The sequence below is a fragment of the Ruegeria sp. CH10 genome, from assembly GCF_056537125.1.
The window spans coordinates 161,816-178,727 of record NZ_JBQFQY010000002.1; the positions used below are offsets into that span (position 1 = coordinate 161,816).

Annotated in this window: 18 protein-coding genes; 10 read left to right on the forward strand and 8 right to left on the reverse strand. The window is 61.5% G+C overall.

The window, feature by feature from the left end:
* Positions 1-32 precede the first annotated feature (32 nt).
* From ACRZ94_RS07085 to ACRZ94_RS07095, 3 genes are all read right to left on the reverse strand, one after another.
* Complete coding sequence (locus ACRZ94_RS07085; RefSeq protein ID WP_480651747.1) at positions 33-749, reverse strand: endonuclease/exonuclease/phosphatase family protein; 717 nt, start codon at positions 747-749, stop codon at positions 33-35.
* Positions 750-797: 48 nt separating this feature from the next.
* On the reverse strand, positions 798-1,160 hold the full coding sequence (locus tag ACRZ94_RS07090) for a cupin domain-containing protein (protein ID WP_480796993.1): 363 nt from the start codon (positions 1,158-1,160) through the stop codon (positions 798-800).
* A gap of 136 nt (positions 1,161-1,296) precedes the next feature.
* Positions 1,297-2,715, reverse strand: coding sequence for a protein adenylyltransferase SelO (locus ACRZ94_RS07095; RefSeq protein WP_480796994.1), 1,419 nt, complete (start codon positions 2,713-2,715; stop codon positions 1,297-1,299).
* 88 nt (positions 2,716-2,803) lie between these two features.
* Here ACRZ94_RS07095 and ACRZ94_RS07100 point away from each other — a divergent pair, with 88 nt between their 5' ends.
* Positions 2,804-3,223 (forward strand): cupin domain-containing protein, encoded by a 420-nt coding sequence (locus ACRZ94_RS07100; RefSeq protein ID WP_480651751.1) that lies wholly within the window; start codon positions 2,804-2,806, stop codon positions 3,221-3,223.
* A 3-nt stretch (positions 3,224-3,226) separates the two neighbouring features.
* Complete coding sequence (locus ACRZ94_RS07105; RefSeq protein WP_480651753.1) at positions 3,227-4,114, forward strand: fatty acid desaturase; 888 nt, start codon at positions 3,227-3,229, stop codon at positions 4,112-4,114.
* A 65-nt stretch (positions 4,115-4,179) separates the two neighbouring features.
* On the opposite strand, the gene ACRZ94_RS07110 is transcribed toward ACRZ94_RS07105, so the two are convergent.
* Positions 4,180-5,283: an anhydro-N-acetylmuramic acid kinase gene (locus ACRZ94_RS07110; protein WP_480796995.1), complete on the reverse strand. Its 1,104-nt coding sequence runs from the start codon at positions 5,281-5,283 to the stop codon at positions 4,180-4,182.
* A gap of 194 nt (positions 5,284-5,477) precedes the next feature.
* Between ACRZ94_RS07110 and ACRZ94_RS07115 the strand changes: the two genes are divergently transcribed.
* Both ACRZ94_RS07115 and tyrS read left to right on the forward strand, forming a co-directional pair.
* Positions 5,478-6,743, forward strand: coding sequence for an MFS transporter (locus ACRZ94_RS07115; protein ID WP_480796996.1), 1,266 nt, complete (start codon positions 5,478-5,480; stop codon positions 6,741-6,743).
* A gap of 90 nt (positions 6,744-6,833) precedes the next feature.
* Positions 6,834-8,078: a tyrosine--tRNA ligase gene (gene tyrS, locus ACRZ94_RS07120; protein ID WP_480651759.1), complete on the forward strand. Its 1,245-nt coding sequence runs from the start codon at positions 6,834-6,836 to the stop codon at positions 8,076-8,078.
* Positions 8,079-8,185: 107 nt separating this feature from the next.
* On the opposite strand, the gene ACRZ94_RS07125 is transcribed toward tyrS, so the two are convergent.
* Positions 8,186-9,040: a hypothetical protein gene (locus ACRZ94_RS07125; RefSeq protein ID WP_480651761.1), complete on the reverse strand. Its 855-nt coding sequence runs from the start codon at positions 9,038-9,040 to the stop codon at positions 8,186-8,188.
* Between the two features lie 209 nt (positions 9,041-9,249).
* Between ACRZ94_RS07125 and ACRZ94_RS07130 the strand changes: the two genes are divergently transcribed.
* Positions 9,250-10,005, forward strand: a complete 756-nt coding sequence (locus ACRZ94_RS07130) for a 3-hydroxyacyl-CoA dehydrogenase (protein WP_480651763.1) — start codon at positions 9,250-9,252, stop codon at positions 10,003-10,005.
* A 9-nt stretch (positions 10,006-10,014) separates the two neighbouring features.
* Positions 10,015-10,566, forward strand: coding sequence for a sugar O-acetyltransferase (locus ACRZ94_RS07135; RefSeq protein ID WP_480796997.1), 552 nt, complete (start codon positions 10,015-10,017; stop codon positions 10,564-10,566).
* Here the strand turns inward: ACRZ94_RS07135 and ACRZ94_RS07140 are convergent.
* The 3 genes from ACRZ94_RS07140 to ACRZ94_RS07150 form a co-directional block, all read right to left on the reverse strand.
* Complete coding sequence (locus ACRZ94_RS07140; protein WP_480651767.1) at positions 10,563-12,371, reverse strand: ABC-F family ATP-binding cassette domain-containing protein; 1,809 nt, start codon at positions 12,369-12,371, stop codon at positions 10,563-10,565. The two genes, ACRZ94_RS07135 and ACRZ94_RS07140, sit on opposite strands and share 4 nt — an antisense overlap.
* Positions 12,372-12,439: 68 nt before the next feature.
* Positions 12,440-13,174 carry a GNAT family N-acetyltransferase gene (locus tag ACRZ94_RS07145; RefSeq protein ID WP_480651769.1) on the reverse strand — a complete coding sequence of 245 codons (735 nt, stop codon included), beginning with the start codon at positions 13,172-13,174 and terminating at the stop codon, positions 12,440-12,442.
* Positions 13,175-13,268: 94 nt separating this feature from the next.
* Positions 13,269-13,745: an outer membrane protein assembly factor BamE gene (locus ACRZ94_RS07150; RefSeq protein ID WP_480651771.1), complete on the reverse strand. Its 477-nt coding sequence runs from the start codon at positions 13,743-13,745 to the stop codon at positions 13,269-13,271.
* An 85-nt stretch (positions 13,746-13,830) separates the two neighbouring features.
* Between ACRZ94_RS07150 and ACRZ94_RS07155 the strand changes: the two genes are divergently transcribed.
* The 4 genes from ACRZ94_RS07155 to ACRZ94_RS07170 all read left to right on the forward strand — a co-directional run bounded on the left by ACRZ94_RS07155 (position 13,831) and on the right by ACRZ94_RS07170 (position 16,885).
* Positions 13,831-14,367 (forward strand): YceD family protein, encoded by a 537-nt coding sequence (locus ACRZ94_RS07155; protein ID WP_480651773.1) that lies wholly within the window; start codon positions 13,831-13,833, stop codon positions 14,365-14,367.
* Positions 14,368-14,573: 206 nt separating this feature from the next.
* Positions 14,574-14,780, forward strand: a complete 207-nt coding sequence (gene rpmF / locus ACRZ94_RS07160) for a 50S ribosomal protein L32 (RefSeq protein ID WP_037316137.1) — start codon at positions 14,574-14,576, stop codon at positions 14,778-14,780.
* Between the two features lie 23 nt (positions 14,781-14,803).
* The gene (gene plsX / locus ACRZ94_RS07165) at positions 14,804-15,892 is read left to right on the forward strand and encodes a phosphate acyltransferase PlsX (protein WP_480651775.1); all 1,089 of its coding nucleotides are present in this window, start codon (positions 14,804-14,806) and stop codon (positions 15,890-15,892) included.
* A gap of 21 nt (positions 15,893-15,913) precedes the next feature.
* Complete coding sequence (locus ACRZ94_RS07170; protein ID WP_480796998.1) at positions 15,914-16,885, forward strand: beta-ketoacyl-ACP synthase III; 972 nt, start codon at positions 15,914-15,916, stop codon at positions 16,883-16,885.
* The last annotated feature ends 27 nt before the right edge of the window (positions 16,886-16,912 follow it).

Here is a 16,912-nt window from a genome sequence, read left to right on the forward strand (position 1 = left end):
GTTTCTGTCTTAAACCGTCTGAACGGCTGGCGCTACTGCGGAATTGCGGTTTCCCGCACAGCCCTGAGATCGGCCCAGATCGGCAGGTGATCCGAGGCGATATGCGCGGGCCGCGCGTCGTGGACACCGTGGGTCACAGCCTCAAGCCCCGCGCCCAGCGCGATGCGGTCCAGCGCGCCCAAAGGCTGCGGCGCCGGAAAACTGGGCAACGGCGGCAGGAACCGCATCTCGGGGGCCAGATGGTCCAGCACCGGCTGGCGCGACCATTCGTTGAAATCCCCGGCCCAGACGGTGGGCATCTGTGTCAGGTCCTCGTCGCAGCGGCGCATATGGGTGATCTGCTGACGGCGGGATGCAGGCAACAACCCAAGATGCATCCCCATCACCCGCAGCGGCCCGATGGGCGTGTCAAACTCAACCCGCACCGCGCCGCGCGGCTCAAGCCCCGGCAGGTCGTGATGCCCGGTCTGCCGCACCTGGATCGCATCACCGCGCCAGATCACCGCGTTACCGTGCCAGCCCAGACTGCCGGCACCGCCCAGATCGACGATCTGCCACCCGGCCTCGTCCAGCATGAAATGCGGCAGCGCTGCGGGGCGTGGCGGCAGGCGTTTATCCGCCTCTTGCAGCACCACGATATCGGCCTGCATCGCATGGATCACCTGCATAATCCGCTGCGGCTGTCGGCGAAAATCCAGCCCGACGCATTTCTGAATGTTGTAACTGGCGATCCGCAGGGTGTGAGTCATGAAACGGTTACGCTTATCATTTGACGATCCCAGGCAACCCGGCCCCGTTCAAAACTGCGTCACCATCAAATTGACCGGATCACCCCCCTCGGCGGATGAGGCATGTCCGGTTCCGGTAACATCTTCCGCCCAGAACAGGTCTCCGGCCGTAAAGTCGCGAACCTCGCCCGATCCGGCCTCAACGCGAAAGATACCCGACAGAACTGTCGCTAGCTGGCGTTTGGGGGAACGGTGCTGAATGCCTTTCCATCCCGCAGGCAAGGTCAGAAAGACAAAGCGCGCGGCGTCGAATTCGTCCGAGACCTGAAACGCCTTTGCAGGCGGCGCAAAGGTTTTGAGTTCAAGGTCAACATCACGGTCTTCAAAATACGAAACGCCCTGAGAATCTTCCAATAATATGGAGTAGCGCATGCCCTGCTCCTTCAAATCTGTCAGACCAAATCCTTATGGCACCTATTATGCAGCATTCTGCTGGGTTGGTAAGTCGCGAGATGTATCGATTTCGCTATTGCCGCCCTGAACGCACAGAATTCCGGCGGATCAACAATTATGTTCCGCAGAACGTCGCATGAACCACCTCTTTCTCGGTCGGCGGGCGGGTCAGGTCAACCGCCTCGGGCTGGTCCTCGTAGGGCTTCGCCAGCACCGTGTTCAGGCGATGGAACGGGGCATAGTCGCCCTGCACCGCCGCCTCGATCATCTGCTCAACCCGGTGGTTGCGCGGGATGAAGGCAGGATTGGCGACGCGCATTACGGTGTGCGGATCGGCCTCGCGCGTTAGGCGCGCTTGCCAGCCTTCAGCCCATGTGTCGAACGCCTCGGGCGCAAGGAACTGGTCGCGCGCCGTATCGCTGCCCAGCGCGCGGAAGGTATTGGTGAAATCGGCCCGGTTTTCCGCCATGCGCTTCATCAGGTCGGTGATCAGGGCCTCATCGCCCTCGTCCTGCGTGGTCAGACCGATCTTGGCCCGAAAGCGCGCCAGCCATTCCTGGTGGATCAGCTCTGGCATCGCGTGCACGATCTCGGTCGCCTCTTCCACGGCGGTTTCGGGATCGTCCACCTGCTGAATCAGCGCCGTCGCCAGTTGCGCCAAGTTCCATACCGCGATGTCGGGCTGGTTGGCATAGGCGTACCGCCCCATCCGGTCGATGGAACTGAAGACCGTATTCGGGTGGTAGCTGTCCATAAAGGCGCAGGGGCCATAGTCGATCGTCTCTCCGGCAATCGAAGAATTGTCGGTGTTCATCACCCCATGAATGAAGCCTACGCCCATCCACTGCGCAATCAGCCGCGCCTGCGCGTCCCGAACCGACCGCAACAGACCCATAGGCCCCTCAGCATCGGGGTAATGGCGCGCGATGGCATAGTCGGTGAGCTTTCTGAGGCTGTCGATCTGCCGCCGTCCAGCAAAGACCTGAAACGTGCCCACCCGCAAATGGCTTTGCGCCACGCGGGTCAGAACCGCACCGGGCATCGGACCCTCGCGTCGGACGACCTCACCGGTTTCCACGGCGGCCAAGGCGCGGGTTGTGGGCACGCCCAGCGCGTGCATCGCCTCGGACACCACGTATTCGCGCAGCACCGGCCCCAGCCATGCGCGCCCGTCGCCCCTGCGGCTGAACGGGGTGGGCCCCGAGCCTTTCAGTTGGATGTCCCGGCGGATACCGTCCGCACCGACCGTTTCCCCCAGCAGAACGGCGCGCCCGTCGCCAAGCTGCGGGTTATAGCTGCCGAACTGATGGCCGGAATACAGCTGCGCAATCGGCTCGGCCCCTTCGGGCAGGGTGTTACCGGCAAAGGCTTCGGCCATTTCCTGCACGTCGCCGGGGGTGATGCGCAGGATACGCGCGAGGTCGTCGTTAAACGCCACCAGCTGCGGCGCGCGCACAGGTATCGGGGCCTGCCGCGCATAGAAACTGTTGGGAAGCCGGGCATAGCTGTTGTCAAACGGGATCGTCAGGGTCATGTCGCAAACATATTGCTGATACACGCGAATACCATAGCGGATCGCGCGCCCGCATGCATAATCTGCGCTACCCAACCAAGAGGCCCCCATGACCGCGCAAGAGATCATCGACCACCTGAACCTGCAACGCCACCCCGAGGGCGGCTGGTTCCGCGAGACATGGCGCGCCGAGAACGAAGGCCGCGCCACCGGCACCTGCATCTATTTCCTGCTGCAAGCGGGCGAGCGCAGCCACTGGCACCGGGTCGATGCGACAGAAATCTGGCTGTATCACGCAGGCGCTCCGCTGACCCTGTCGCTCAGCCCCTCGGATGAGGGTCCAGCAAGTGATCACCTGCTGACCCCGGATCTGAACAAGGGCGCGCCACAGGTGATCGTGCCCGAAAACCACTGGCAATCGGCGCAAACGACCGGAGAGTTCACTCTGGTCAGTTGCACCGTGTCCCCAGGGTTCGAGTTCGATGGCTTTGTTCTGGCCGCGCCCGGGTTCGAGATCCCACGCGGCTGAGGCATGGATCACCGCGCCCTCATAGCGTCGATCCCGCCCGAAGCGAAAGACAGCCTGCAACGGCGGTCAAATGCCGCCGGGCTGCGGCATCTGGCGCTTTACACCGCTGTATTGGGCGCATCGTCTCTGTGTATCGCGCTCAGGGTGCCGATGTGGCCTGTGTTCTTGCTGCCTCAGGGCGTGCTTTTGGTCTTTCTCTTTACGCTCAGCCACGAATGCACCCACAAGACCCCCTTTCGCAGCGGGTGGCTGAATGAGGTCGTCGGCCATCTGGTCTCAGTCCCCATCGCCCTGCCCTTTACGTGGTTTCGTTATTTCCATCTGGCGCATCACAAATGGACCAACCACCCCGACAAAGACCCCGAGCTTGCAGGCAAGCCCCGGCCCGACAGCTGGCGTGATCTGCTGATCTATCTCAGCGGCTGGCCTTATTGGGCTGGAATGGCAAAGGTTCTGGTCGATAACGCCCGCGGCCGGATCGATGCACCCTACCTGCCCGCCCGCCAACACCGCGCCATGCGGATTGAGGCGCGCCTGATCCTTGGCCTATACGCCCTTGCGGGCCTGAACCTGTTCTTAACTCCAGCGTTGATCTGGCTTTGGCTGGTTCCGGTGCTGATCGGGCAGCCCTTTCTGCGGCTCTATCTATTGGCCGAGCATGGCCTCTGCCCGCCGGTTGCCAATATGCTTGAGAACTCGCGCACCACCTTCACCAACCGGGTCGTGCGTTCTCTGGCCTGGAACATGCCCTATCACGCCGAACACCACGCCTTTCCCAACGTGCCATTTCACCAGTTGCCCGCCTTGCACGGCTGGACTCGGTCGCATTTGAAATCAACCTCGGACGGGTATTCAGAGTTTGCCGATGAGTACGCGCGTTCGCTTAAGTGAACCTACCGAACTCCTGACCTGTGCAAGTTGATGTCATCAGACCTTTCCGACCATCATCCGTCTGCCTAAACCGCACTCACAACACCACCCCCAACCAAAGCCTTGACCCCAGTCGTACCCGGACAAGATGTAGGCAGCCCCCGCGCGACGCGGACGGCGAGATAGGCGAAGGCTTGGGCCTCCAGCATGTCTCCGTCGAGGCCCACCGCCTCAACCGGTTCGACCGGACAGTCGAGCGAGACGCGCAGCATTTCCATCAGGACCGGATTGTGCCGCCCGCCGCCGGTGACCAGCACGCGGGCGGGCGGTTTGGGGCAGTGTTCCATGCCCTGCACCACGCCGGCGGCGCACATGCCGGTTAGCGTGGCAACCGCGTCGGCGTCAGAGAGTTCCTGCACCAGCCCGATCATCTCGGCAAAATCGTTCCGGTCCAGCGACTTGGGCGGCATGCGGGTAAAGAAGGGCTCGGACAGGAACAGTTCCAGCGCGCCCATCTCGACGGTTCCGCCCTGCGCCACTGCACCGTCGCGATCCATGGGCAGGTCAAACCGGGCCTGCATCAGATCGTCCACCGGGGCATTGGCAGGGCCTGTGTCAAAGGCCAGCAGCGCGCCGGGGGCCTCGGGGCCGTCAAAGCCGGGATCCACATAGGTCAGGTTCCCCACCCCGCCGAGGTTCAGAAAACACAGCGGCTCAGCCGCGCCGATCCACTTGGCGCAGGCAAAGTGAAAGAACGGCGCCAGCGGGGCACCTTCGCCGCCCATGGCCACGTCGTCGCTGCGGAAGTCCCACACCACCGGCACGCCCAACGCCTGCGCCAGCCCTTTGCCATCGCCCACCTGCAACGTGCCCTGCCCGTGCGGATCATGCGCCAGCGTCTGGCCGTGAAAGCCGATCAGATCGACCTCTTCATACTCGGCCAAAGCCTCGGCATGGGCAAAGGTGACCACCTCCGAGGCCCGATCCACGACCGGACCATGCCACTGCCCCAAAGCGGCGCGCAGATCGGCGCGCTCACCCTCGGAATAAGGACGATAACCAGACGCCCCAAAGCCGAAGATCCGGTGCCCGTCGGTTTCAACCACAGCCGTATCCACACCGTCCAGCGACGTGCCAGACATCGCACCAAGGGCCCTGACAGGCCCGCCCTTCCTGATGGACCGGTTCACGCTCACCTCATTGATCTTGTTTTCTGGGCCTCAACCTGCCTGCATGCGCCACCGCAAGGCAAGCAACATCGCGCAGCATTTGGCGATTTAGACAGCAGTTGCGCGCCTGCTACCACAGCACGGCCCCAAGAACGGTTGCACCTTGGCCCGGCCTGGGTAAGCATTACCGATAGCGGCACAGCAAACAGAAACTCATGAGCGACAAAGGCACCCTGAAACAGCCCAATGAGGGGCGTAACTACCAGCTGATATTCTGGTCAGGATCGCTGGCGACGATCGGGGCGCAATTGGTGAACCCCAACCTTGTGCTGCCCTTTCTGTATCTTGCGCTTGGGGCTCCGACTTTTTTCGCGGGTCTGCTGCTGCCGATGGTCACCGGGTCGCGGCTGATTGCCGAGATTTTCGTTTCACCCTTCATCAACCGGGTGACGCGGGCGAAGCTGGCGGTTTACGCACCCAACATCCTGACCGCTGCCATTCTGTCCATCGTCGCGCTGTTTGCGACCAACCTGCCCAATGTGATGATCGTCCTGCTGTTCCTGACGACCGCGTTGATCATGGGCCTGTGCCAGGGCATTACCAGCCTGGGCACAAGTCAGATTTATGGCATCTCGATCCCCAACGCCAAACGCAACCGGATGGTATTTGCGCAGGCGACTGTCTCGGGTGCATTGGCGATTTTAATCGTCTGGGTCACCCGCGACCTGCTGGCCTCGGACCAGCCGATGCAGCGGCACATCGTGGTTCTGTGGTGCGGAGTCGTTGCCATGTTTGCCGCAGGCGTCAGCTTTGCCGGTGTGCGCCTGCTGGAAGAGGAACAGGCCCATAGGCCCACACCCGAGGCAAAGCCCAAACCGCTGGCCGAACTGGTCACCGGGTTCAAGACCGGCATGGCCTATCCCTGGTATCGCAAGTTCCTGACCGCGCGGCTGATTTTTGTCTCGGTCGAACTGGCCATGCCCTTCTACACCATTCACGCAGCGACCTTTCACGTGGGGACCAAACACTCGCTCAGCTATTTCGTGATCGCCGCCAGCCTTGGGATGGTGATCGGGTCGGTTCTTTGGGGGTGGCTCAGCGGGCGGATTTCCGTCAAGCCGGTGATGTGGCTGGGGTGCCTGATCTCGGCGGTTTCAGCAATTCTGGCGCTTGGCTTTACCTTTGCGGGCTATGCGCAGAACGTCTGGGCCTATGCTCTGGTCATTCTGCTGCTGTCGCTGGGCGGGAATGGGGTGATCTATGGGCGCTATCTCTACATCATCGAGATGACCAACGAAAAAGAACGCCCCTATCTGGTAGCGCTCGGGGATGTCTCTGCGGGACTGATCGGGATGGTCTTTGCCGCCATACTGGGCGCGGTGGCGCATCTGCATGATCCGGTCACGCCGATCATCGCGCTGGCGGTGCTGAACGTGATTGCAATGCTTTATGCGTTTCGCCTGCCCCCCACCAAAAGCTGAAGCGCGCGGGCTTTCGTACAAAACGTGCCTTTTCCTTGGCCTGCGCGCCGCCTATACAGTGCCGCGCAACACAAACCCAAAGGGCACGATATGACCTACCACCCCAAATCGGATTTCATCGCCACGATGATCGAGCGCGGCTTTCTCGCCGACTGCACCGATTATCAGGGCCTTGACGAGGCGCTGATCAGCGGGGTGCAAACGGCTTATATCGGCTATGACGCGACGGCGCAGTCGCTGCATGTGGGCCACCTGATGAACATCATGGTGCTGCGCTGGCTGCAAAAGACCGGTCACAAGCCGATCACCCTTATGGGCGGCGGCACCACCAAGGTGGGCGACCCCTCGTTCCGGTCGGACGAGCGCCCCCTGCTGGGCCCCGAACAGATCGACGCCAATATCGCGGGTATGCAGAAAGTATTCGCCAAGTACCTGTCCTATGACGACAGCGACACCGGCGCGCTGATGCTGAACAATGCCGAATGGCTGGACAGTCTGAACTACCTCGATTTCCTGCGCGATATCGGGCGGCATTTCTCGGTCAACCGGATGTTGTCTTTCGAGTCCGTGAAATCGCGGCTGGATCGCGAACAATCGCTGAGCTTCCTCGAATTCAACTACATGATCCTGCAGGCCTATGACTTCCTTGAGCTGAACCGCCGCTATAGCTGCGTTCTGCAGATGGGCGGCAGCGACCAGTGGGGCAACATCGTCAACGGCATCGACCTGACGCGCCGGGTGCTGGATCAGGAAATCTATGGCCTGACCACGCCGCTGCTGACCACCAGCGACGGCCGCAAGATGGGCAAGTCGCAGGGCGGTGCTATCTGGCTGAATGGCGATATGCTGAGCTCTTATGAATTCTGGCAGTTCTGGCGCAACACCACTGACGCCGATGTGGGCCGGTTCCTGAAAATCTTCACCGAATTGCCGGTGGATGAATGCGACCGTCTGGCCGCGCTGCAAGGGTCTGAGATCAACGAGGCCAAGATCCGCCTTGCCAACGAAGTCACCACCCTGCTGCACGGGGCCGAGGCCGCCGCCACCGCCGAGGCCACCGCGCGTGAGGTTTTTGAAAAAGGCGGGATTGGGGATGATCTGCCCACGCTCACGCTCAGCCAGGCCGACCTTCCGGTGTCCATCGTTCAACTGATCGTAAAGTCGGGGCTGGCGAAATCGGGCAAAGAGGCCAAGCGTCTGATCTCGGAAAACGGGGCCAAGCTGGATGACGCTGCCCTGACGGATGCGGGTCTGATGATCGATGCGGGCGCTCTGTCGTCTCCGATCAAGCTGAGCGCGGGTAAAAAGCGGCACGCGTTGGTTCAACTGGGCTGATCAATGCGGCTTGGGCGCGTCTGAGCCGTTGCCGCGACACACCGAATGCAGAACGGCCACCCAGAAGGGTGGCCGCTTTCGTTTGATCTGTGCGGGCGCGCAACACGTTACCGCTTGCCGCCGTGGCCCCCACCGTGACCGCCCTTGCCGCCGCCGTGGCCACCTTTGCCACCGCCTTTGCCGTCGCTGCCTTTGCCGCCACCATGGCCGCCTTTGCCGCCACCTTTTCCGTCGCCATTGCTGCCGCCATTACCGTGACCGCCGCCGCCGTTACCCGACCCATTGCCGCCGCCATTATTGCCGCCGCCATTTCCGGTTCCGGGGCCCGATCCTCCGTTATTGCCGCCGCCGTTTCCGGGGTTTCCACCGTTGCCGTTCCCGTTGCCGGGACCGCCGTGACCACCACCGTTACCGCCGCCATTGTTGCCACCGTTACCGCCGCCATTGTTGCCGCCGTTGCCGCCGCCATTGTTGCCGCCGTTGCCGCCACCACCACCGTTGCCGGGATCGCCACCGCCATCACCGGGGTCGCCACCACCATCACCGGGGTCGCCGCCGCCATCACCGGGACCACCGCCACCATCACCGGGACCACCGCCGTCACCGCCGGACCCACTCGTATTCCCGGCGAACTGCTCGCTGCCGCGATCCTCACCCGGGTTGCTCGCCGCGGCGATAGATCCCGTTGGCTGATCCGTCAGCAGGGCTGCCAAGCCGGGGCATTGGGCCGTTGTGTTGCGCAAGGTCGTCGCAAAATCCGAGCGGGACTGCAGGCGTTGCAAAAAGCTGGGCGTGACCTGCTGACAATCGCAAAGGGCCTGATAATCCCCGCGATTTGCCGCGTCGCGCGCGGTTTTCCAGTTACAGACTTCGGGCGTCGCCGCCGCTCCGCTGGTTGCCATCATGGCCAGAAGAGGCGCTGCAACCAGCGCCGGAAACCCGGCCCTAATACCTTTGATCATACCGATGAACTCCTTCAACAACGCCCTATTGGCGCAGGTTTTTTCCTGCCTTCGATGTGAGACTTGCGCATTAAGCTTGGTTAAAGGTGTTCTGAGAAATCCTTGAGAAACGCCTGTTTTCCGTCAAAATCCAACGCAAAATCATGGACAGGCCGTAAACCCTCGGGTTAAATGAACAAACGTTCATATCTCTGGAAAAGGGAACTGCCATGGAACTCTCAACCACCTCCGCCATCATCACCGGAGGCGCGTCCGGCCTGGGTGAGGCAACTGCCCGCTATTTCGCGGCACAGGGCGCGCAGGTCACGATTCTGGACAGAGATGCAGAGCGCGGCCCCCGGGTCGCGGACGAGATTGGCGGGTACTTCGCGCAAACCGATGTCACGGACGAAACCTCGGTCGCTGCTGCGATTGCCATGGCCAAACAGAAAATGGGCCGGATCACCGCCGCCGTGAACTGCGCCGGAATCGCCATCGGGGCCAAGACCGTGGGCCGCGACGGCCCGCATCCTCTGGACGCGTTCCAACGCACGATCGACATCAATCTGGTTGGTACGTTCAACGTCTCGCGTCTGGCCGCTGCCGAGATGGCGCAGAACGATCCCGAACCCGATGGCGCGCGCGGGGTGATCATCAACACTGCCTCAATCGCTGCGTTTGACGGGCAAAAGGGACAGGCGGCCTATGCGGCCTCGAAAGGTGGCGTGGTGGGCATGACCCTGCCCATGGCGCGCGATCTGGCCTCAACCGGCATTCGGGTCATGGCGATTGCTCCGGGCATCTTCATGACCCCGATGCTGGCCGGACTGCCGGAAGAGGTACAAGAGCAACTGGCGGCCGACGTCCCCAACCCCGCCCGTCTGGGCGACCCAAAGGAATACGGTCGGCTGGCCGGCTTCATCGTCGAGATGGGCTACCTGAACGGAGAGGTCATCCGCATCGACGGAGCCCTTCGGATGCGGTAAACCTGCCCAATGACCGAGCGGGAAAAGATGCAGGCGGGGCAATGGTATTGCTGCTTGGACCCCGAGCTGGATGCGCTGCGTGCGCAGGCCCGGCGCGCAGTTCATGCGCATAACATCTGCCCGCCCGACACGCGCGGCGCGATGGCCGACGCGTTACGCGCCCTGTTCGTCAAAACCGGGAACGGCTGTTTCGTTGAGGCCCCGTTTCACTGCGCCTATGGCCTGAACATTCACCTTGGCGACCGGGTCTATTTCAACGCGGGCTGTACGGTTCTGGACACTGCGCCGGTCACGGTGGGCGATGGAACGATGTTCGGCCCACAGGTTCAGATCTATTGCGCCCAGCACGCCAAAGACCCGACAGAACGCGCACAGGGTCTGGAAATCGGCTTGCCTGTCACCATTGGCCGGAACGTCTGGGTCGGCGGAGGGGCGATCCTGATGCCTGGGATCACGATCGGCGACGATGCAATCATCGGCGCGGGCAGTGTCGTGACCAAACACGTTGCCGCTGGCGAAACCGTAGCGGGCAACCCTGCCCGCGTGATCACCCGCCGCTAGGAACCTTCGGCCTTTTCCTCAAGCATCAGCCATTCTTCCTCGGCGGCGGCCAGTTTTTCCTGCCGCTCGACCAAGGCTTCGGTCGCTTTCTGGAACTTCACTGGCTCACGGGTGAACAGCTCGGGGTCGGACATCAGTTCTTCCAGTTTGCCGATCTCGGCCTCAAGGCGTTCCATCTCGGCGGGCAGTTTCTCAAGCCGGTGCTTTTCCGAGAAGGAAAGTCCCGATTTCGGCTGGCTCTCTTGCTTAATCTTCGGCTTCGAAAGCTTTGATTTCTCTTCTTTCTTGGGCAACAGGTCGCCCCGCTGCGCAATGTAATCCGACCATCCGCCCGCATAGACGGTGGCGCGACCATTGCCTTCCATGGCGATGGTCGTGGTGGCGACGCGGTCCAGAAAGTCCCGGTCGTGGCTGACCAGCAGAACGGTGCCATCGTAGTCGTCCAACAGCTCTTGCAGTAGGTCCAGCGTTTCGACATCCAGATCGTTGGTCGGTTCGTCCAGCACCAAAAGGTTCGACGATTTAGCCATCAGTTTCGCCAGCAACAACCGCGCTTTCTCCCCACCTGACAGGGACTTAACCGCCGCTCTTGCCTGTGCATCGTCAAACAGGAACTCCTTGAGATAGCCGACCACATGCTTGGGCTGACCACCCACCATCACCTGATCGGCCTTGCCCGAGACCCGCATTTCGGGATCGCCGGTCAGGCTGTCCCACAGGCTCATCTCGGGGTCCAGTTGGGCACGGGTCTGGTCGAAGACAGCAACCTCAAGATTGGTACCCAGTGTCACCGCACCCTCGTCAGGTTGTTCCTGCCCCAGCAGCATCTTCAACAGCGTGGTCTTGCCCACACCGTTGGGTCCAACAAAGGCCACGCGGTCACCGCGTTGCACCAGCAAGTCAAAATTCCGAACGATCTGCTGGGTGCCGAAAGATTTGGCCAAGCCCTTGGCCTCAATCACCTTGCGCCCGGATTTCGGCCCCGCCTCCAGCGTCATTGCGGCCGAACCCTGCCGTTTGATCTGCGCCGCCTTTTCGGCCCGCAAAGCCTGCAACGCACGCACCCGGCCCTGATTGCGCTTACGCCGGGCGCTGATACCTTCCACGGCCCATTTCGCCTCGGACTTGATCAGACGGTTCAGCTTGTGCCGCTGCTGATCCTCTTCGTCCCAGATCTTGTCCCGCCATGTCTCAAACGCATCAAACCCCTGCTCCTGTCGCCGCACCGCGCCCCGGTCAATCCAAAGGGTCGCGCGGGTCAAAGCCCGCAAAAAGACCCGGTCATGCGAGATCAGCACATAGGCCGCGCGGGTTGATCCAAGTTCACGCTCCAGCCAGGCGATTGCTTCGATGTCCAGATGGTTGGTCGGCTCGTCCAGCAGCATCAAATCCGGCGCTTCGGCCATCAGCTTGGCCAGCGCCGCACGGCGGCGTTCGCCACCCGAGGCGGTCTCAACCGCGCGGGACGGGTCGAACTTCAACCCCTCGCCCGCGCGCTCAACCTTGTACAACTCTCCGGGCTCCAACCCGCTTGAGGCATAGTCGCCCAGCGTGGCAAACCCCTCCATGCCCGGGTCTTGCTCCATGTACCCAACCGACTTGCCCGGCGGCACCACGATGTCGCCCTGATCCGGTTCGACCAGACCAGCCATGACTTTCATCAGCGTCGACTTACCGGACCCGTTCCGCCCCACCAGCGCCACACGGTCGCCGGGCTGAACCACCAGATCAAGTTCGGAAAACACCGGATCACCCCCGAAGGTCAGGGAAATGCCGGACATCTGCAACAAAGGAATTCTCGCCATGCCCGCCAGCTAAACCGGCAGGGCTTGCGCGTCAACGCCCACCCCTTCTTCTCGTCAAAAATACGGAATTACCCGGCCACCGCCCGCAGCAGACGTTTCCGTGCCGGGGGAATCGACCCGATCTCAAGCCCGGTAAAAACATGCAGCGTGTTCATATGCCGATCGACCACCGCATGATCACTGACCCAACCGCCCATCATCAGATAGGTGCGCAGCAACGGCGGCATCCGCAGCATCGCTTGTTTCGCATCGGGCCGCCGCCGCAAACGGGCAGCGAAACGAAAAACATCCGGCGCCTTGACGCGCGGCAGCCAGCGTTTGGGGGCCAGATGCCGGTGTTTCAGCATGGCAAAAGCATCCAGATATTCATCCGTTTCAGTCCCCGCAAAGGACGAACAGCCAAACAGCATCTCGACATTGTTCTGATCCACATAAGCTGTCATCGCCCCCCAGGCGACCCGCAGGATGTCCGGGTCGGACCGGTCGGGATGAATGCAAAAGCGCCCCATCTCAACCATCCGCCCCTGGAACCCCTGCAACGCCGAAAGGTCATAGAACTGCGCGGAATAGCTGCGGGAAATCTCGGCCCCGCTTTCCATCGTCAGCAATCGAAAGCAACAGACAAGGTCTTCGCCCGCGCGCATATCCTCAACCAGAATATGTGCACAGACAGAATCGAACACATCGGCGTCGGGCTGCGCGGTCCCGAAGGCCCGCGTGCGCAGGGCTTGGGCCGCCGTCACATCCTGCGCTGACCGGGCCAGACGGGCCCGGTATCGGCCTTTGCCAAGCAATAGTGCCATGGTCGCCCCCTCCGCGGTTGCTGACCGGTTGTCTCTTGCCGTTTCCCTAACACACAACATGTGACTGCCATGTGACCGTCGCAAGGCGTGGCGGTTATTGTTGGCTCGCGCCCGGAATGTTGGCCGGGTTGAAGTTGCCGATATTACCCAGCAGCTGACGGATAAAGCCCTGGCCCTGAATCGTCGACTCGGTGATGCGGCGATCCAGCGTCACGACGACGCCATCCTCCAGCCCGAACCGTTCAATATTGCGGACAACGCCCCGGTCATCAAAACTGATCGCGACCAATTCGCGCGAGACGACCTCGGGCTTCTTGGGCCCATAGTGACGGATGCGCGAACGTACATAGTAGAACCCGGAATCGCGCACCACACCCGATGAGCTGGGCGCGCCGACCGCCTCCATCACCGTGTCACGCGTATCCACACCCACCTGAATCTCGGCCAGGTCTTCCGGCGGAGGGATATACCCGTGATTCCTGAATACGGGCGTACATGCCACCGCCGCCAGACAGGCCGCAAAGACAAGCGTTCTGGACGCCGGTTTCAACCTGTTCACAACCTTCAACATTTACACCCTCTTGCCTTGGCCCCGTCCGGGCCCTATCCGCTTACATCAAACCGCAGCCCCGGTTCAACACAGGAAAGGGTCACGAATGAGCAACCAGACATCTCTGCGGGTGGCCGACCTGCCCCAGAACGCCCCCACCCCCTTTGATCTGCGCCCCGAAGGCAAGGCGTTGGACGCGATCCGAGACGATCTTGGCCTGCTCGGCCTGCGCAAGCTCCGCTTTGAGGGTGACGTAAGGGCACAAGGCAAGCGCGACTGGGCACTGACCGGCAAACTGGGCGCGACAGTGACACAGCCCTGCGTGGTCACACTGGAACCGGTAACAACCCGCATCGATATTCCCGTTTCACGGATATTCATTGCGGATTGGTCGGACCCGGATGAGGAAGAGTTCGAAATCCCCGAAGGTGACGAATCTGAGCCACTCGGCCCAGAGATCGACCCGGCGCTGGTGATGATCGAGGCGCTGTCGCTGGCCCTGCCCCAATACCCGCGCAAGGACGGGGCCGCGCTGGAACAGGCCGACTTTACCGAACCCGGAAAACAGGCGATGACCGACGAAGATGCCAAACCCTTTGCCGGGCTGGCCGGTTTGCGCGATGCACTGAAAAAAGACGAGTGACAGGGGATATATTTCCTGTCATAGCAGGCGCTCAGAAAAATTGCTTGAACATGTCGAGAATCGCAGTATTTTCGCGCGCTCATTGGAATTTGGGTTGGACACCGTGGGGATCGTACCCCAAACGCGCGTCAAACCACGAGAAAAACGAAGAATGAAACCCGGTCGGCGGCGAATCTGCTGACCCTCAGTAGACAAAGGTTGAGACCATGGCCGTCCAACAGAACAAAGTTTCCAAGTCGCGTCGCAACAACCGCCGCGCACACGACGCTCTGGTTGCTGCAAACCCGAACGAATGCGCAAACTGTGGTGAGCTGAAGCGCCCCCACCACGTGTGCGCGTCCTGCGGCCACTATGATGATCGCGAAGTCGTCGCTCAGGCCGACGAAATCGATCTGGACGAAGACGCGGCCTAAGCTAACAAAAGCGCAGGCACGGCATGACAGAACAGCCCACGCACGCCGGACGGACTACCATCTCGGTTGACGCTATGGGCGGAGATTCGGGGCCCGCAACCGTTGTTGCGGGCATCGCCAATTCGGCGAACAAGAACCCCGACATCGCGTTCATCCTGCACGGGCCTGAACAGGTGCTGCAGAAACTTGTCGCAAAACGGCGTGTCCTGAACGGGCGCGTCGTTTTTCGTGATTGCCCGGATGTGGTCACGATGGAGGACAAGCCCAGCCAGGTTGTCCGCAACGGCAAGCAGACCTCGATGTGGTCGGCGCTGGAATCGGTACGTCAGGGCGAAGCCCATGGCGCGGTGTCCTGCGGTAACACCGGCGCGCTGATGGCGCTGTCGATGATGCGGCTGCGCAAATTGCCGGGTGTGAACCGCCCGGCCATCGCGATTCTGTGGCCATCGCGCAACCCGCAGGGGTTCAACGTGATGTTGGATGTGGGTGCGGATGTGCGCGCCGACGCCAAGGATTTGCTGCAATTTGCGCTGATGGGAGCGTCTTATGCCCGCAATGGCATGGCGCTGGAACGCCCTCGGATCGGGTTGCTGAATGTCGGCACCGAAGAACACAAGGGCCGCGCCGAGTTGAAAGAGGCGCATGCGCTGATCTCAGATTTTGCAGATCAGGCGAATTTCGAATTTGTCGGCTTTGTCGAAGGCAGTGATATCCCCGGTGACAAGGCAGATGTCATTGTCACTGATGGGTTTACCGGCAATGTCGCGATCAAGACCGGCGAAGGCACCGCCAGCCTGATTGGTGATCTTCTGCGCGAGGCGTTCAAATACACGCCGCTCTCGCGTTTGGCCTCGATCCTGGCGATAACCTCGATGAATCGCCTGAAAAAGCGGATCGACCCGCGCCGGGTGAATGGCGGGGTATTCCTTGGCCTCAACGGCACTGTCGTCAAATCCCACGGTGGCGCCGATGCCACCGGAGTTTCGGCAGCCGTCAAGCTGGCCTTTACCCTGGCCCAGTCCGGTTTCGCCGAAAAATTGGCAGCACGGGTTGCATCAACAGCTGAGCTTGCACAAGATGCCGTCAACCCCCAGCCCAAGGCTGGCGAATAACAAAAAAGGCAGTACCTCAGAATGGCAGGCCGTGCAGTTGTCGTAGGTGTCGGACATTATTTGCCTGAGCGCATCGTTCCGAATTCCGAGTTCGAAAAGACGCTCGATACAACGGATGAGTGGATCAAGAGCCGCTCAGGTATCGAACGCCGGCATTTCGCCGCCGACGGGGAATCGACCTCGGATCTGGCCACCCGGGCAGCCGAGGCCGCCCTTGCAGACGCAGGGTTAGGCGCGGACGACATCGATGCCATCGTTCTGGCCACCTCAACTGCCGATCTGACCTTCCCTTCGGCCGCAACCATGGTGCAGGCTCGGCTGGGCATGACCAAGGGCTTTGCCTTCGACGTCCAGGCCGTCTGCGCCGGATTCGTCTTTGCGCTCAGCAATGCCAACGCGCTGATCGTATCGGGTCAGGCCAAACGGGTTCTGGTCATCGGGGCCGAGACGTTCTCGCGAATCATGGACTGGACCGACCGGTCGACCTGCGTTCTGTTCGGCGATGGGGCCGGTGCGTTGGTTCTTGAGCTGCAAGAGGGCGACGGCACCGCGCAGGATCGCGGCATCCTGGCCACCGACCTGAACTCGGACGGGCGGTACAAGGACCTTCTGTATGTGGATGGCGGCGTGTCGACGCAAACGACCGGCCATCTGCGCATGCAGGGCAATCAGGTCTTCCGCCATGCCGTTGAAAAACTGGCAAAAACTGCGGAAACCGCGCTCGAACGCGCTGGTCTTGGCAGCACCGATGTTGACTGGATCGTACCGCATCAGGCCAATATCCGCATCATTCAGGGCACCGCCAAGAAAATGGGCCTGCCGATGGAAAACGTCGTCGTCACCGTTCAGGATCACGGAAATACATCGGCTGCATCGATCCCGTTGGCCCTGTCTGTCGGCAAGCAACGCGGTCAGATCAAGCAAGGCGACCTGATCGTGACCGAGGCGATTGGCGGCGGTCTGGCCTGGGGTGCCGTGGTCCTGCGCTGGTAACCGGCGCAAAACGGCTTACACACAGGC

What these genes read in the sequence shown, in the direction of transcription:
- ACRZ94_RS07085 (WP_480651747.1), bottom strand. Translation starts at nt 749, where the DNA reads ATGACTCACACCCTGCGGATCGCCAGTTACAACATTCAGAAATGCGTC.
- ACRZ94_RS07090 (WP_480796993.1), bottom strand. Translation starts at nt 1,160, where the DNA reads ATGCGCTACTCCATATTATTGGAAGATTCTCAGGGCGTTTCGTATTTT.
- ACRZ94_RS07095 (WP_480796994.1), bottom strand. Translation starts at nt 2,715, where the DNA reads ATGACCCTGACGATCCCGTTTGACAACAGCTATGCCCGGCTTCCCAAC.
- ACRZ94_RS07100 (WP_480651751.1), top strand. Translation starts at nt 2,804, where the DNA reads ATGACCGCGCAAGAGATCATCGACCACCTGAACCTGCAACGCCACCCC.
- ACRZ94_RS07105 (WP_480651753.1), top strand. Translation starts at nt 3,227, where the DNA reads ATGGATCACCGCGCCCTCATAGCGTCGATCCCGCCCGAAGCGAAAGAC.
- ACRZ94_RS07115 (WP_480796996.1), top strand. Translation starts at nt 5,478, where the DNA reads ATGAGCGACAAAGGCACCCTGAAACAGCCCAATGAGGGGCGTAACTAC.
- tyrS (WP_480651759.1), top strand. Translation starts at nt 6,834, where the DNA reads ATGACCTACCACCCCAAATCGGATTTCATCGCCACGATGATCGAGCGC.
- ACRZ94_RS07125 (WP_480651761.1), bottom strand. Translation starts at nt 9,040, where the DNA reads ATGATCAAAGGTATTAGGGCCGGGTTTCCGGCGCTGGTTGCAGCGCCT.
- ACRZ94_RS07130 (WP_480651763.1), top strand. Translation starts at nt 9,250, where the DNA reads ATGGAACTCTCAACCACCTCCGCCATCATCACCGGAGGCGCGTCCGGC.
- ACRZ94_RS07135 (WP_480796997.1), top strand. Translation starts at nt 10,015, where the DNA reads ATGACCGAGCGGGAAAAGATGCAGGCGGGGCAATGGTATTGCTGCTTG.
- ACRZ94_RS07140 (WP_480651767.1), bottom strand. Translation starts at nt 12,371, where the DNA reads ATGGCGAGAATTCCTTTGTTGCAGATGTCCGGCATTTCCCTGACCTTC.
- ACRZ94_RS07145 (WP_480651769.1), bottom strand. Translation starts at nt 13,174, where the DNA reads ATGGCACTATTGCTTGGCAAAGGCCGATACCGGGCCCGTCTGGCCCGG.
- ACRZ94_RS07150 (WP_480651771.1), bottom strand. Translation starts at nt 13,745, where the DNA reads ATGTTGAAGGTTGTGAACAGGTTGAAACCGGCGTCCAGAACGCTTGTC.
- ACRZ94_RS07155 (WP_480651773.1), top strand. Translation starts at nt 13,831, where the DNA reads ATGAGCAACCAGACATCTCTGCGGGTGGCCGACCTGCCCCAGAACGCC.
- rpmF (WP_037316137.1), top strand. Translation starts at nt 14,574, where the DNA reads ATGGCCGTCCAACAGAACAAAGTTTCCAAGTCGCGTCGCAACAACCGC.
- plsX (WP_480651775.1), top strand. Translation starts at nt 14,804, where the DNA reads ATGACAGAACAGCCCACGCACGCCGGACGGACTACCATCTCGGTTGAC.
- ACRZ94_RS07170 (WP_480796998.1), top strand. Translation starts at nt 15,914, where the DNA reads ATGGCAGGCCGTGCAGTTGTCGTAGGTGTCGGACATTATTTGCCTGAG.